A 15,068-nucleotide genomic window follows, 5' to 3' on the forward strand; every position below is an offset into this window, starting at 1 on the left:
GGCCGCGTCCGTGCGCCGGGACGGCGCCGCCGCGCTGCACCCCGAGCACGTGCTGGCGCTGCTCGACGCCCTGCCCGCCGCCGCGCTGAAGCTCCCCGTCCGCGCCTCCTGGACGGACCGCGTCCTGGACTACGGGCACGCGGCCGCGGTGGCCCTGCCGGAGGAGCGCGGACGGATCGAACGGCTCGCCGCGGCGATCGACGAGGCCCGCCGGGCCACGGACCCCGGCCCGGTGGTGCCCGTGCACGGGGACCTCTACGAGGCGAACCTGCTCGTCGGCCCGGCCGCCCGCGGGACGTTCGGCCCGGTGACCGGGGTGCTCGACGTCGACGCCGTGGGCCCCGGCCACCGGGTGGACGACCTCGCCTGCCTGGTGGCCCACCTGGCGGTCCTGCCCACGGTCCACGACAGCTACGGGCACGCACCGGCCGCCGCGCGGCGCCTGCTCGCCGGCTTCGACGCGGCCGTGGACCCGGCCGCGCTGCGGGTACGCTGCGCCGGGGTGGCCCTGTCCCTGGTGGCCGGCGCCCGCCGCTCGGGCGGCCCGCCGGACCGGGCCCGGCGCCGGCTGGAGATCGCGGAGGAGTTCCTCGGCGCGCGGCGGTTCTCGGGCGCGGACGGCTGACACGGGACGGATGACTGACACGGTGCCAGGAAGCACCGGCGCGCGGCCCTTCCGGGCCCCGCGGACCGGGCTCGCGGCGAGCGCCGGTCCCGGTCAGTACCGGGGGGAGCGGGCGTCCGTCCGGGCCGTGACCGGCAGCGCCCCGGCGGCCTCCGCGACCGGTGACCCGGAGGCGCTGTAGGGCCGCACGAACCGGACCGGGGTCCCGTTGATGTCGGTGAGGTGGCCGGCCCAGGCCAGCCGGTAGAGCTCCCGCAGGTCACCGAGGTCCTCGTCCGTGAGCTTGCTCATCGGCCCGTAGTTCATGATCGAGAACGGGCTGTGCGTCCCGAAGACCTCCGAGGGCCAGGGCTTCTCGAGGTTCGCCGCGAAGAAGTGCCGCAGGCCGAAGACGTGGCCGAACTCGTGGATCATCGTCTCGATCTGCTCCTCGTGGGACTGCTCGAACATCGTGGGGTAGACGGTCAGCTCGTGCCGGCCCCCGTCCGGGAAGAACGCGCTGGCCAGGACGCAGCCCTCCGGGGTGCAGTCCGCGGCGTTGCGCAGCACCACCTCGAAGTCCCACAGGTCGGGGTCGTGGGTGAACCGGACCGGCGCGGCCGAGCTCCACCGCACCAGAGCCTCGCTCATGAGCCCGCCGACGATCGACCGGCTCTCCTGCGGGTCGGGGGCGAGCGCGAAGCTGCGCTCCTGGAAGCGCCACTTCAGCATCGACCCCGGCTGCCACAGGGGGATGAACCCCTCGGTGGCGTCGACCACGATCCTGCTCGGGGGCCGCCCTCCCGGCGTGGCGTGCCCCCTCCCCTCGGTGGCGCAGACGAACCCCTCCGCGATGAGGTGGACCAGATCTTCGGTCGTCGGTGCCATGGCTCTTCCTCGCCTCGAACGTCGTTCCCGGGTGGTCCTGCGTGCCTCCGGCCCCCGGAGGCCGGTCGGTGCGGTCCGGCGGCGGTGGCGGGCCGGCGCCGCGCCACCGCCGTCGTCGTCGTTCCTCCGGCGCCGGGGCCTACTCCCTGGTGTCCTCCAGGCGGTAGGCGTCGGAGAAGTCCAGCTCCCAGACCGCTCCGCCGCCGACGGCGCCGAACGGGTTCTGCGGGCCCTCCGCGATCCCCTCGGCAGGAGCGACGCTGTTGACCGAGGCGTAGACCTGCCCGTGCCGCCCGGTCGCCAGACCGGCCGGCAGGGGCACGTCGATCGCGTACCGCGCCGCGTCCTCGTGGTGCCGGTGCACGACCACCACCTGGCCGGGGACCTGCCCCGGGCTCGGCGGCGCCTCCGCCGCCGGGGTCTCCCCCGGAGGCATGGGCGGCGTAGGCCCGAACAGCTGCGAGACGTACAGGTGGCCGCGGTCCACGGCCACGCCGGTGACCGCGGTGAAGCCGTCCCAGCGGCCGAGCTCGGTGCCGTCCGCGGAGAACTGCACGACCGCGCCCTCCCCCGGACGGACCGATCCCAGCCCGCCCACGTAGACGTTGCCGTGCTCGTCGGCGGTGAGGGACGTGGGCACGAACTCGGCCGGGCCCTCCGGGTCGTCCGTGCCGTCGGGCAGGACGGTGGTCGGCCAGGTGGCCCACGCGGTGATCTCATACTCCGGCGGCGCGTCCTCCGTGGCGGTGGAGAAGTCCGGCTCCACCTTCCACACGGTGTTCGCGCCGGCGTCGGCCACGAGCGCGTACCCGTCCGGCGAGACCTCGTCGTCCTCGTCCACGAACAGGACCGCGTACGGGTTGGAGTCGATCTGCGCGCCGTCCGGGTTGAGCTCCTCCTCGGCCGCCTGCAGATCGGCGTACGCGAGCAGGAACTCCTCCCCGTTCTCCTCGGTGCCCGCCACGAGCATCGACCCGCCGCGCGCCTCGAACACCGACAGGTCCAGCCGCTCCGGGTCGTAGCCCGCCACGATGTACTGGCCGTCCACGTCCGTGGCGTCCGCGCCGCCGGGCCCCTCCGCGAAGGACGCGTCCGGCGCCGCCACGGACAGCAGGCCCTCGACCACGGTCGACACCGCGGGCGCGTCCCGGTGCGGATCCTCGATCAGGGTGACGGCGCCGGTCGGCCCCGCGCACCGCTCGCCGACGCAGTCCGGGCCGCCGCGGCCGGCCTCGACCACCACCAGGTTCCCGTCCTGGTCCCAGTTCAGCTGACGCGGGTTGTCGAGGCCCTCCGCGACCACGCGCGGCCCGTCCGGCCGGTCGTCCCCGTGCGCGAACGCCGCCGGCACCGGCCCCGCCAGCACCACCACCGCCGTGACCACGCCTGCTCCGAGTCCCTGTCCTGTCATGACCCACCCCCGGTCGGAATCCTTCCGCGCGCCCGCCACGCGACAGCCCCAGGCTAGGACCGCGATCCCGCTCCCACGGGGAACCGTCCGCAACCGTGACCACCTCTTCACCTACGCGCGGGTACATGGCGGACCGCCGTCACACTGGGCCGCGTCTTGACTCCGTCCCTGCCCGGGCGTGGACTCGGGACCATGGAGACCCTGCCGGTGCCCCGCACCTCGCCCGTCCCGTTCCTCCGCCGCCTGCCGATCCTGCTGACCTTCCTGACCCTGCTGGCCACCGCGCTCGCGGGCCTCCTGCTCACCGCCCCCGCCGCGGGGGCCGCCGAGATCCGCGGCGAGGAGAACGTGGTGGTGGCGGCCGACGAGGTCGTGGACGACGACCTGTACGTGACCGGCGGGGACGTGGTGGTCGACGGCACCGTGCGCGGCGACCTGCTGGTGGCCGCCGGGACGGTGACGATCAACGGCACGGTCGAGGGGGACCTGATGGCCGCGGCCCAGACCGTGGTGATCGAGGGCACCGTGGGCGACGACGCCCGCGTGGCCGGCCAGGTGCTCCGCCTCGGCGAGCAGGCCCGGGTGGCCGACGACCTGGTCACGGCCGGCTACAGCGTGGAGGCCCGCCCCGGCGCCGAGATCGGCGGGGACGTCCTGCTCGGCGCGTACCAGGCCCTGCTGGCCGGCACGGTCGAGGGCGACGTGACCGCCGGGGCCGCCGCGCTCGCCCTGGCCGGTGCGATCGGCGGGGACGTGCAGGCGGACGTGGGCTCCGCCGACGAGGTGGGGGCCGCCTGGGCGCCCACCACCGGGGTGGCCGTGCCGCGGGTGGAGGCCGGACTGACCCTGACCGACGAGGCCCGTCTCGACGGGAGCCTGTCCTACCGGTCCGGGACGGAGGCCGCGATCGCCCCGGGCGCCGAGATCGCCGGGGAGGTCGTCTACGAGCAGGTGGTGGTCGAGGAGCAGCCGGCCGGGCCCGCCGGGCCGCTCGCGCTGCTGCTCGCCGGGCTGCGCCTGTTCGTGACCCTGTTCCTGGTCGGGCTGCTCGCCCTGTGGCTGCTGCCCCGGGCCGTGACCGGGGCGGCGCGCACGCTCCGGGCCCGGCCCTGGCTCAGCCTCGGCTGGGGCGCGCTGACGATCGCGGGGACGGCCGTGGCCGTGCTCGCCGTGCTCGCCGTGTCGATCCTGCTGGCCGTCGCCCTGGGCTGGATGACCCTCGCCGGGCTGGCCGCCGCGGTCGTGACCACGGCCGTGATGCTGGACCTCGTGCTGGTCCTGGGCCTGGTGCTCGCCGTGGCCCTGCTGGCCCCGGTCGTGGTGGGCTTCACCGCGGGCGGGCTCCTGCTGCGGGACCGGGCACCGGCGAGCTTCGGCAAACGGGTGCTCGCCCTGGCCCTCGGCCTGCTGGTCTACGTGCTGCTCCGGGCCGTGCCCTTCCTGGGTCCCGTCGTCGGCCTGCTCGTGGCGCTGCTCGGCCTCGGCGCCCTCGTGGTGTGGGCCTGGGACGCCGCCCGCCGCTCCCGGGCACGCCGGCGCGCGGACCGGGACCGGGACCACGGACTCGACCGCGGCCGGAGCGGCGACGCCGGGTCGTGGCCCGGCGGCCCCCAGCACGCCGATCCCCGGCACGGCGGTCCGCAGTCCCCCGGTGCGTGGCGGGACGGCTCCCAGCGGGACGGCTCCCCGTCCGCCGGTTCGTGGCAGGACGGCCCCGGCCGCACCGGTTCCGAGCAGGCCGGTCCCGGGCACGCACCGCCGGGACCGCCGGAGCAGCATCGGCCGCCGTGGGCGGGCGAGCGCTCCGGGCGGCAGCACCCCCCGGAGCCGCCGCGCTGAGCCTCAGCCCACCGGGAGCGAGAGCACCTCGAGGGCGGCCCGCAGCTTCGTGGAGGACGTGTGGACCGTGTACGGGAAGTACACGACCTCCACGCCCACCGCCGCGAACTCCCGCTCGAGCCGCTCCCCCTTCGGGGTGCCGCGCCAGTCGTCGCCCTTGAAGAACACGTCGAAGCGCAGCTGCCGCCAGGTGTCCAGCTTGTCCAGCAGCACCTCGGCGTGGACCTGGTCCACGTAGCGGATGTGCTCGACGATCTCCATCCGCTCGCGCAGGGAGACCACGGGCCGGTGGCCCTTGGTGATCTCGATCAGGTCGTCCGAGACGACCCCGGCGATCAGGCGGTCGCAGTGCATCTTCGCCTGGCGCAGGATGTTCAGGTGCCCCACGTGGAACAGGTCGAACGCCCCGGCCGCGTACCCCACGCGCGGTGCGTGCTTGTCGGTGCTCATGTCAGTCATTCCCCCCTCGGGATCCTGCCGGGGCCTCCTCAGCCCCGGCCCGGTGGACCGCCCGGACTGCGCCGGAGGCCCCTCTCGGTCTGCTCGCCGCGAGCACCTCGGGTGCGCGGCGGAAATCTGTGGGCCCGCCCGCCCGCAGCGGACGGGCAGGTGTCGGTCTAGCCGGACGTCTGCCCGGCGGGCACCGGGGCGGCGGCCGCCGCGGGGCGGCGAGCGTCACGGCGGCGGTGGTGCCAGCGGGCCACGGGCTCCTCCACGCACCACCAGCAGGCGATGCCGGCCGCCGTGCCGACCACCACGCGCAGAGCCACTCCGGCCGGCCCCGGCAGCTCCCCGAACACCGCGCTCAGCGCGTGCCCGGCGCCCAGGTGGAGCAGGTAGATGCTGTAGCTGGCCAGCCCCAGCAGCTGGATCGGCTTCCACCGCATCCCCGCCAGGACCCGGGTCCCGATCCGGCCGGTGGGCCCGTGCAGGCCCCAGAGCACCACCAGGCAGGCAGCCACCGCCTGGGCCGTGTAGCGGACGGTCTCGCGGAAGAGCTCGTCCCGGATCAGCAGCGACGCCAGGTAGAGCAGCACCGCCAGCATCAGGACCCGGTCCCGGCCCCACCACGCCGGGGCGCCGGCAGCACGCTCCCCGGACGCACGCTCCCCGGTGGCACGGGCGTACCAGACGGCGGCGAGCACCCCGATCGCGATGGCCTCGAGCCGGGTGTCCGTGCCGAAGTAGATCCGGTCCGCACTCGCCCCGCCCAGGTGCAGGGCCACCCGCGCGCCCGCCGAGGCGAGCGCGGCGGTCCCCGCCAGCACTGCCAGCGCGGTGGCCGGGCGGCGCCGGCCCACGAGCAGCAGCCAGATCAGCGCGAACGCCACGTAGAACTGCTCCTCGATGGACAGGCTCCACACCACGATCGAGCCGGGCAGGACGTCCACCTGGGAGTCGGTGTAGCGCCAGTTGAAGAAGAAGAAGACCTGCCCCAGGAAGTCCCCGAGGCTCACCGGCCGCACCAGCCACGCGTACAGGGCGGTGGGCAGCACCAGAGCCACCAGCAGCGGCGGGGCCAGCTTCAGGGCCCGCCGGCGGTAGAACCCCGCGATGTCGAAGCCCCCGGTGCGCCGGTGCTCCTTGAGCACCAGGTGCGTGATGATGAACCCGGAGATGACGAAGAAGATCGTCACCCCGCTGCCCCCCGGCACCACCTCGAGCCCCGCGTGCGCGAGCACCACGAGCATCACCGCGGCGGCCCGCATCGCGTCGAGGTGCGCGAACTGCCGCACGGGCAGCTGCGCCCTCGGACGCCGGCGCGCCCCTGCCGGAACCGGTCCTGCTGTCTCCCCCGCCACAACGTCTCCCTGCGTTCGCCGGACGCCGCGCTCCCCCGAGCCGCGGCCGTCCCGTGCTGCGTCCGGACCCCCGTTTGCTCGAGGGAATTCCGGTGATCGCCTCACCCTACTGCGGAGAAACCCGCGTTTGCATCTGATAATCCGGGTCACAAAAGGGGACATCGGATTCCGTTCCCGATCGTTAACGCCGGGGTTAGACTCCATGCGATCCAATGAATCCGGGCGGGGGGTCGTCCGGAACGCCGCGGGGGTCCCTCGACCCACAACCTGCGGCGGATCACCGCGGCGCCGGCCATTCGGCGCCGGAAGTTCAGATCTGGGGGGAGCTGACATGATCCTTGACCTGTCGTGCACATCGAGCACTCGAGGTCCCACTGCCCGAACAGCCCGCACGGTGCTGGGCGGGCTCCTGCTCGCCGGCGTCCTGACCGGCTGCGGCACCGCCGGCGCCACGGACGACCCGGCGGCCGACGCCCTCGAGGCGTCCACCGTGGTGGAGCTGGAGACGCCGCAGGAGGTCCGCGCCAAGGACCTGCCCTCGGCGGCGCCCGTGGCCGCGGACGCGCCCGAGGTCGAGCAGATCGAGGCGGTGCTCGAGGCCCAGGAGGCCTTCGTCCCGTCCGACCGGCCGGCCCCGGCGGACCCCGCCAACCCGGAGTCCTCCGCCGAGCTCGGCGGCGCGAACGATCCCGCCGAGCTGGACCCGGCCGCCGTCGCGGCGGCCGAGGAGAACGCCGCCGGCGCCGCCCTCCAGGAGGTCCTCGCGTCCCTGGCCGAGTTCGAGCACCAGGGCTGGGAGCAGCGCGGGGCTCCCGTCGTCGTCGGCGATCCCGTCTCCGCCCCGCTGCCCACGGACGACGGCGAGGCCGTGCGCGTCACCGTCTGCCTGGACTCCTCCGAGGTCACCGTCGTGGACCGCGACGGCGTGGTCGTCAGCGGCAAGCAGAAGGACCGCAGGGCCCTGCACAACTACGACCTCTTCCGCCAACCGGGCCAGTCCTGGCAAGTCGTCCAGCACGGCTTCCCCGACGACCCGACCTGCTGATCCGTCCGCACGAACCTGTTGAGGAACCACACCATGGGAAACACGAACACCCCGCCCCGGGCGGACAGGAGCCGGCGCCGTGCGCGCACGGCCCGCACCAAGGCGTCCCTGGGCATCGGCACCGTGCTGGCCGTCGCAGCGACGCTGCTGACCTCCGTCCCGGTGGGCGCCGCCGAGGCGCCGCCGGTGGACGGCAAGACCGCGGCCTCGGCCGCGGCGTCCTGCTGGGAGATCAAGCAGAAGGACCCGAAGTCCGCCTCCGGCGTCTACTGGTTGGTCACCCCGGCCATGACCGCGCCCGAGCAGTTCTACTGCGACCAGGTGACCGACGGCGGCGGCTGGGTCCTCGTGGGCCGCGGCCGCAACGACTGGAAGGAGTACTACCAGGGCGTGGGCACGCCCAAGGACGTCTCCTCCACGGTCTCGGGCACCGCGGCCTTCGCGCCCAAGCAGCTGCCCTCCGAGACGGTCGACGAGCTCCTGAACGGGCAGCGGCCCGACTCCCTCGAGGACGGCATCCGGATCCGCCGGGCCCGTGACGCCGGGGGCACCACCTGGCAGGAGGGGCGGATGAAGATCTCCGCCAAGCCGTACTGGAACTGGACGTTCGGCTCCCGCACCCCGGTCACCTCCTTCTCCCTGGTCTACGGCACCGGGGTGGCCTCCGGGACCACCGGCACCACCAACGACTTCGGCACGAACACCGGCACCGCCCGCGTGCGCTTCCAGGACGTCACCGAGACCAGCTGGCAGCGCGGCTTCCGCTACGGCGACGGCGTGACCGGCAGCAACACCAGCACCACCTACCTGTGGACGCCCACCGCCGGCGGGAAGGGTGCCATCCCCTTCACCCAGATGTACCTGCGGCCCAAGGTCACCCAGCAGGCCTTCACCGGCAAGGCGATCCCGGACTCCGGCACCGCCGCGGCCGCCCAGCGGGCCCTGCCCAACAGCGGCGCCGAGCCCACGAAGTGGGGTGCCGTGGAGCGCGCCGACGGACAGGGTGAGGAGATGAACACGGAGGTGCAGGCCTTCGAGCAGATCGGGAGCACGGTCTTCGCCGGCGGCAACTTCAAGGCGATGCAGCGCAACGCGGCCGGCACCGGGCGCGTTGCCCAGTCCTACCTGGCCGCCTTCGACGTCAACACCGGCGAGCTGCGCACCGACTTCCGCCCGGTCTTCAACGGCCAGGTGAAGGCCCTCGCCGAGCTGCCGAACAACCGGCTGGCCGTGGGCGGGCGCTTCAGCACGGTCAACGGCGTGAGCGCCCCCGGCTTCGTGGTGCTCGACTCCACGACCGGCAAGGTCGACACCGCCTGGAACCTCAAGGTGGAGAACCTGCTGACCGGCGGTGTGCTGCAGGTCCGGACGCTCGACGTGCAGGGCGACCACCTGTACCTGGGCGGGGCCTTCACCCACCTCAGCGGCGGGCAGGAGACCGGGCGTGTCTACGCCCGGTCCGGCGCCCGCGTGAAGATCTCCACGCGCACCCCGGACGCCGGCTGGAACCCGGAGTTCAACGGCACCGTGACGAGCGTGGACGCCTCCGCCAAGGGCGACCGGCTCTACGCGGCCGGGTACTTCAACCAGTCCCAGGGCGCCTCGGCGTTCCGCCTGGCCGCGGTGCGCACCACCGCCGGCGCCCCGCTGGACACCTGGACCTGGGAGCCGTCCGTGCCCGTGGACTACGCCAACCCCGGCCAGACGGCCTTCCAGCTCGCCGTGCGCGAGCAGGGGAACACCGTCTGGGCCGGCGGCGCCGAGCACTCGATGTTCGGCTACGACCGCTCCACCTTCCAGCGCACCTCCTGGGGCATCACCTCCCTGGGCGGTGACATCCAGGCGATCACCTCCACCGACGACACCGTCTACGGCGCCTGCCACTGCTTCCACTGGTTCAACGCCGGCGCCACCAAGTGGATCAAGGCCGGGGGCAACACCCAGCCCGTGACCGTGGCCGACCGGATCAACGCGATCGGCGCGTGGGACGCCGCCGGCGGCAAGTACCTGCCCGGCTTCAACCCGGACATCAAGGGCTTCGGCGGCTGGGGCGTGTGGGCCACCCTCGTGGACAGCAACGGGGTCCTGTGGACCGGCGGCGACATCAACCGCAGCGTCTCCACCTCCGGCTCCGCGCAGTGGTCGGGCGGCTTCCTCCGCTTCGCCCCGCGGGACGCCAAGGCCCCGGCCGCGCCCACGGGCCTGAAGGTCGCCCGGGACGGCGACTCCGCCGCCCTCTCCTGGGCGGCGGCCCCCGAGTCCGGCGTGACCTACCAGGTGCTGCGCAACGACCGGCCCATCGGCACCGCCACGGGCACCAGCCTGAAGGTCCCGCACGTGGACGCCGCCCGGTACGCGGTGCGCGCGGCGGACGCCGCGGGCAACGTCTCCGCCTCCACCCCGGTGGTGGTGGCCGGCTCGCAGCCTGCCCCGGAGCCGCAGCCCGAGCCCGCGCCCGGCACGAGCACCCTGATCGCCGAGGGCGCCACGTGGAAGTACCACCACAACCGCGACGTCTCGCCCGGGGCGAACTGGACGGCCGCCGACTACGACGACTCCTCCTGGAAGCAGGGCTCGGCCGTGCTCGGCTGGAACGACGCCTCGGTGAAGACCACGCTCGTGGCCGACGGCACCCGCCCGATCGTCACCCAGTTCCGCAAGACCGTGGACGTGGCCGACGCCTCCAAGGTGGCCAAGCTGACCCTCACCACCCGCGCCGACGACGGTGTGGTCGTCTTCGTCAACGGCAAGGAAGTGGTCCGCTCCAACGTCGCCGAGGGCTCGCTCGAGGACACGCCGTGGGCGCTGTCCGCGCGGCGGACCGCCACCGCGGTGGCCGAGCCGGTCGTGGTCGAGGTGCCCGGATCGGCGCTGAAGACCGGCAAGAACGTGATCTCCGCCCAGATGCACTCCAGCTGGACGAACACCACCGACGCCACCTTCGACCTCTCCGCGGTGGTCACCGCCGGCACGCAGCCGGCGCCCCCGGCGGAGGAGGAGCCGCCGGCCGAGGAGCCGCCCGCGGAGGAGCCCCCGGCGGAGGAGCCCCCGGCCGACGAGCCGGCCGGTCCCAACACGCTGGTCGCCGAGGGCGCCACGTGGAAGTACCACCACGACCGCGCCAACCCGCCGGCCGGCGACTGGGCCGGCACCGGCTTCGACGACGCCGCGTGGAAGCAGGGCTCGGCCGTGCTCGGCTGGGGCGACGCCTCGGTGAAGACCACGCTCGTGGCCGACGGCACCCGCCCGCTCACCACCTACTACCGCAAGGAGGTGGACGTGGCGGACGCCTCCGAGGTGGCGAAGCTGACCCTCACCACCCGCGCCGACGACGCCGTGGCGGTCTACGTCAACGGCAAGGAGGTCGCCCGGGACAACCTGCCCGACGGCGACCTCGGCCCCGGCACCTACGCGACGGCCCCGCGCCGGACGGCCACCGCGGTGGCCGACCCGGTCGTGGTCGAGGTGCCCGGATCGGCGCTGAAGACCGGCAAGAACGTGATCGCCGCCGAGGTGCACTCCAACTGGACGAACACCACCGACGCGACCTTCGAGCTCTCCGCGGTCGTCACCCCCGGCACGCAGCCGGCGCCGCCCGCGGAGGAGCCCCCGGCCGAGGAGCCGGACGCGCTGGTCGCCGAGGGCGCCACCTGGCGGTACCACCACGACCGGGCGAACCCGCCGGCCGGGGACTGGGCCGGCACGGCGTTCGACGACGCCGCGTGGAAGCAGGGCTCGGCCGTGCTCGGCTGGGGCGACGCCTCGGTGCGGACCACGCTCGTGGCCGACGGCACCCGCCCGCTGACCACGTACTACCGCCGGTCCCTGGACGTGGCCGACGTCTCCAAGTACGGGAAGCTCACGCTCACCACCCGGGCCGACGACGCCGTGGCGGTCTACGTCAACGGCAAGGAGGTCGTCCGGGACAACCTGCCGGACGGCGACCTGGGCCCCGGGACCTACGCGCTGGCGCCGCGCCGGACGGCCACCGCGATGGCCGCCCCGGTCGTGGTCGAGATCCCCGCGTCGGCGCTGCGCAACGGCAAGAACGTGATCGCCGCCGAGGTGCACTCCAACTGGACGAACACCACCGACACGACCTTCGACCTCGAGCTCGTGCCCAGCACGGAGGCGAACGCCTGATGAGCACCACCGACACCGCCGCCCCGCGGCACCGTCCGAGCTACGAGGAGGCCCTGGCCGGGCTGCGCGCGGCGCAGAAGCTCGGCCAGGGGGTCCCGGCGTACACCCGGTGGGTGAACCGCCCGCTGGCCCGCTACGCCGCCGCGCGGGCCGCCGCGGCGGGGCTGACCCCCAACGGGGTGACCGCCCTCAGCGCGGTCCTCTCCGCGGCGGGGCTGGTCGTGCTCGTGGCGGCCCCGCCCACCCCGGCCACGGGCGTCGTCGTCGCCCTGCTCCTCGCCGCCGGCTACGTCCTGGACTCCGCCGACGGGCAGGTGGCCCGGCTCACCGGCACCGGCTCGCCGGCCGGGGAGTGGCTCGACCACGTGGTCGACTCGATCCGGACCCCGGCGCTGCACCTGGCCGTGGCGGCCGCCGCCCTGCTGCACCCGCGGTCCGAGGCGTTCCCGGCCGCCACCCTCGCGGTGCTCGCCGCGCTGTTCGTGCTCGTGGAGGTCGGCCAGTTCATGAGCCAGATCCTCGCCGAGCAGCTGCGGCGCAAGGGCGGCCTCGCCGGGCCGCCCGCGGGCGGGACGCTGCGCTCCTTCCTCAACCTGCCCACCGACGCGGGGGTCACCTGCTGGATCTTCCTCCTCTGGGGGCTCCCCGCGCTCTTCCTGCCCGCCTACGCGATCCTGCTGGCCGCCCTCGCGGCGATCAGCGCGGTCTCCATGCGGCGCAAGTACCTGGGGCTGACCGCACGGCCCGCCGCCACCGACCCGGACGCCGACGCCGTCGGCGCCCTCCCGACCGACAGGAGCACCCGCCATGTCCGCTGACGTCCTCGCCCCGGCCCCGGCCACGACCGCCGCCACCGCCGCAGGCTTCCGCACCGCCCACCCGTCCGTGTCCGTCCTGATCGCCACCGCCGGGCGCCCCGAGATGCTCCGCGAGGCGGTCCGCGCGATCGTCGAGCAGGACTACGCCGGCCCGCTCCAGGTCGTCGTCGTCTTCGACCGGATCGAGGTCGACCCGCTCACGGACGTGGAGGTCCCGGCCGGCGTGGAGCTGCGCACCGTGCCCAACACCCGGTCCCCGGGCCTGGTGGGCGCCCGCAACACCGGCATCCACGCGGCCACCGGGGAGATCATCGCCTTCTGCGACGACGACGACGTGTGGGCCCCGCGCAAGCTCACCCGGCAGGTGGCGCACTGGCACCGGCACCCGGAGGCCTCCGCGATCGCCGGCGCGATCGACATCGTCTCCCACGAGCGCACCATCCGGCGCGTCCCGCAGGCCGTGGCCACCTTCCCGGAGCTGCTGGCCGACCGGATGATGGAGATCCACCCCTCGGCGCTGATCTGCCGCCGCGCCGACCTGTACGGGCCCGTGGGCCTCGTCGACGAGGACCTGCCGTCCTCCTACGGCGAGGACTACGACCTGCTGCTGCGCCTGGCCCGGCACGCCCCGGTGCACTCCGTGCCCGAGACCGTGCTGACCGTGCGCTGGGACCGGCCCTCCTTCTTCCGCCAGCAGTGGGGGGACATGGCGGACGCCCTGACCTACATGCTGCGCAAGTTCCCCGAGTTCGAGACCTCCGACCAGGGCACGGCCCTGATGGCCGGCCAGGTCGCGTTCGCCCACGCCGCCCGCGGCGACCGCCGGGAGGCGGTCCGGTGGGCGCGGGCGGCGCTGCGCCGGGACCGCGGCCAGCTGCGGGCGTGGGGCGCCCTGGCTGTGGCGACCGGCGCGGTCAGCGCCGAGCGGCTGCAGAACGCCGTGTCCTTCTTCGGCAGAGGGGTGTGAGGCGGCCGTGGCGCTCCTGAGCCCCTCGGTGGTGCGGCCGGCCCCGGTCCGCCGCACCACCGGCGTCCTGCCCGCCTGGCCGCTGCTGGTCCTGTTCTGGGGGCTGCCGCTGATCTGGGCCTCCGGCGCCCTGCAGTTCGCCCCGGCGCTGCTCGCCGTGGTCATGCTCTTCCTGCTCGTGCTCCACCGCTCGGTGACGGTCCCGTGGCCGGCCTGGCTGCTGGTGGTGTTCCTGCTGTGGATGGCGGCGAGCTCGGTGCAGATCGAGGGGTTCGGCTCCTGGATGGGCTTCGCGCTGCGCTGGGTCAACATCTGCGCCGCGCTGATCTACTTCGTCTACTACTGGAACGCCCGGGAGACCCTGGACCACCGGCGGTTCCTGCGGGCCGCCGTGGTCGCATGGGCCACGCTCGTGGGACTGGGCCTGCTGACGTTCGTGATCCCCGAGGCGCGGCTGACCACGCCGATCGGCCTGCTGCTGCCGGAGGGCATCACCTCCAACGCGCTGGTGCAGAACTTCTTCTTCCCGCCCCTGGCGGAGGTCCAGCTCCCCTGGGGCGCGCCCGAGCCGTACAACCGGCCGGCCGCACCGTTCCCGTACACCAACGGGTGGGGCTCCGGGTTCGTGCTCCTCACGCCCCTGGTCCTCGCCTACCTCACCACCGTCCGCTTCCGCGCCCGGCACCTGCTGATTGTGGCCGGGCTGGTGGCCTCGCTCGCCCCGGCCGTGGCGACCACCAACCGGGGCATGTTCCTCGGCATCGCGGTGGCGCTGGGCTACGTCATGGTCCGGATGGTCCTGCGGGGCCGGATCGGGGTGGCCCTGGCCGGGGTCGCCGGCACGGCCGCCGTCGGCGGGTGGCTCGTGGCCAGCGGCGCCGTCGAACGGATCCTGGGCCGCCAGGAGTACAGCGACAGCACGGGCACCCGCTCCGACCTGTACCGGGACACGTTCCTGGCCACCCTGGACTCCCCGTTGCTCGGCTACGGGGCGCCGCTGTACGACGAGACCGTCGGCATCGAGATGGGCACTCAGGGCTACGTCTGGACCCTCATGTTCTGCTACGGGCTCGTGGGCCTGGGCCTGTTCGTGGCCTACCTGCACGGGACCACGCTGCTGACGCTGAAGGTCCGCACCACCACCGGGCTGCTCGTGCACTCCGCGCCCGTGGCCGCGTGCCTGTTCTTCACCTACTACGGCCTCGACGCGGTGCAGTTCATCCTGATCAGCCTGAGCCTGGCCGTGCTGCTGCGCTCCCGGCGCTACGGGGAGGGGCTGTGAGCGCGCAGCCGCTGGCGCGCTCGGGCTCGCTGACCTTCGCCTTCGTGGTCACCGGCGCGGGCCTCGCCTTCGCCGCCACGCTGGTGGTCTCCAACGCCTCGGGCGCGGCGGCGGCCGGTCAGTTCTTCCAGGTGGTGGCCGTGCTGGCGATCGCCACCACCCTGTCCACCTTCGGCGCCGACACCGGGCTGGTGCGGGCGGTCCCCGCCCTCACCGCCCGGGGCCAGGGCGCCGCGGTGCCCGGGGTGCTGCGGATCGCGGCCCGGCCG

The 15,068-nt window shown here is 74.4% G+C and carries 11 protein-coding genes and 1 pseudogene; 8 read left to right on the forward strand and 4 right to left on the reverse strand.

What is annotated here, in order from left to right; all coding sequences use genetic code 11:
* Positions 1-625 (forward strand): phosphotransferase (locus CRM73_RS14175; RefSeq protein WP_229588168.1); only part of this gene is annotated, 625 nt, incomplete at its 5' end.
* A 93-nt stretch (positions 626-718) separates the two neighbouring features.
* Here the strand turns inward: CRM73_RS14175 and CRM73_RS14180 are convergent.
* Together CRM73_RS14180 and CRM73_RS14185 are read right to left on the reverse strand one after the other, a co-directional pair.
* On the reverse strand, positions 719-1,492 hold the full coding sequence (locus tag CRM73_RS14180) for a matrixin family metalloprotease (protein ID WP_017832370.1): 774 nt from the start codon (positions 1,490-1,492) through the stop codon (positions 719-721).
* Positions 1,493-1,631: 139 nt separating this feature from the next.
* Positions 1,632-2,903 carry a ScyD/ScyE family protein gene (locus CRM73_RS14185; RefSeq protein WP_229588170.1) on the reverse strand — a complete coding sequence of 424 codons (1,272 nt, stop codon included), beginning with the start codon at positions 2,901-2,903 and terminating at the stop codon, positions 1,632-1,634.
* 192 nt (positions 2,904-3,095) lie between these two features.
* On the opposite strand from CRM73_RS14185, the gene CRM73_RS14190 reads away from it, so the two are divergent.
* Positions 3,096-4,742, forward strand: a complete 1,647-nt coding sequence (locus CRM73_RS14190) for a polymer-forming cytoskeletal protein (RefSeq protein WP_229588172.1) — start codon at positions 3,096-3,098, stop codon at positions 4,740-4,742.
* A 3-nt stretch (positions 4,743-4,745) separates the two neighbouring features.
* Here CRM73_RS14190 and CRM73_RS14195 read toward each other — a convergent pair whose 3' ends face one another.
* Positions 4,746-5,192 carry an adenylyltransferase/cytidyltransferase family protein gene (locus CRM73_RS14195; protein ID WP_109243316.1) on the reverse strand — a complete coding sequence of 149 codons (447 nt, stop codon included), beginning with the start codon at positions 5,190-5,192 and terminating at the stop codon, positions 4,746-4,748.
* 167 nt (positions 5,193-5,359) lie between these two features.
* Positions 5,360-6,478, reverse strand: a complete 1,119-nt coding sequence (locus CRM73_RS14200) for an acyltransferase (RefSeq protein ID WP_229588174.1) — start codon at positions 6,476-6,478, stop codon at positions 5,360-5,362.
* A 397-nt stretch (positions 6,479-6,875) separates the two neighbouring features.
* Between CRM73_RS14200 and CRM73_RS14205 the strand changes: the two genes are divergently transcribed.
* The 6 genes and pseudogenes from CRM73_RS14205 to CRM73_RS14230 all read left to right on the forward strand — a co-directional run.
* On the forward strand, positions 6,876-7,589 hold the full coding sequence (locus CRM73_RS14205; protein WP_136341166.1) for a hypothetical protein: 714 nt from the start codon (positions 6,876-6,878) through the stop codon (positions 7,587-7,589).
* A 33-nt stretch (positions 7,590-7,622) separates the two neighbouring features.
* Positions 7,623-11,732 (forward strand): fibrinogen-like YCDxxxxGGGW domain-containing protein, encoded by a 4,110-nt coding sequence (locus CRM73_RS14210; RefSeq protein ID WP_229588176.1) that lies wholly within the window; start codon positions 7,623-7,625, stop codon positions 11,730-11,732.
* Positions 11,732-12,550, forward strand: coding sequence for a CDP-alcohol phosphatidyltransferase family protein (locus CRM73_RS14215; protein WP_229588178.1), 819 nt, complete (start codon positions 11,732-11,734; stop codon positions 12,548-12,550). Before CRM73_RS14210 ends, CRM73_RS14215 begins: the two co-directional genes overlap by 1 nt.
* Positions 12,540-13,517, forward strand: coding sequence for a glycosyltransferase family 2 protein (locus tag CRM73_RS14220; RefSeq protein WP_095650431.1), 978 nt, complete (start codon positions 12,540-12,542; stop codon positions 13,515-13,517). The genes CRM73_RS14215 and CRM73_RS14220 overlap by 11 nt, the downstream gene beginning before the upstream one ends.
* Positions 13,518-13,524: 7 nt before the next feature.
* Positions 13,525-14,799 carry an O-antigen ligase family protein gene (locus CRM73_RS14225; protein WP_017832379.1) on the forward strand — a complete coding sequence of 425 codons (1,275 nt, stop codon included), beginning with the start codon at positions 13,525-13,527 and terminating at the stop codon, positions 14,797-14,799.
* A pseudogene (locus tag CRM73_RS14230) lies at positions 14,796-15,068 on the forward strand (multidrug transporter MATE); the annotation flags it as partial. The gene CRM73_RS14225 and the pseudogene CRM73_RS14230, both read left to right, overlap by 4 nt.

It is taken from the genome of Kocuria sp. CCUG 69068, from assembly GCF_020833785.1.
Lineage (GTDB): Bacteria > Actinomycetota > Actinomycetes > Actinomycetales > Micrococcaceae > Kocuria > Kocuria rosea.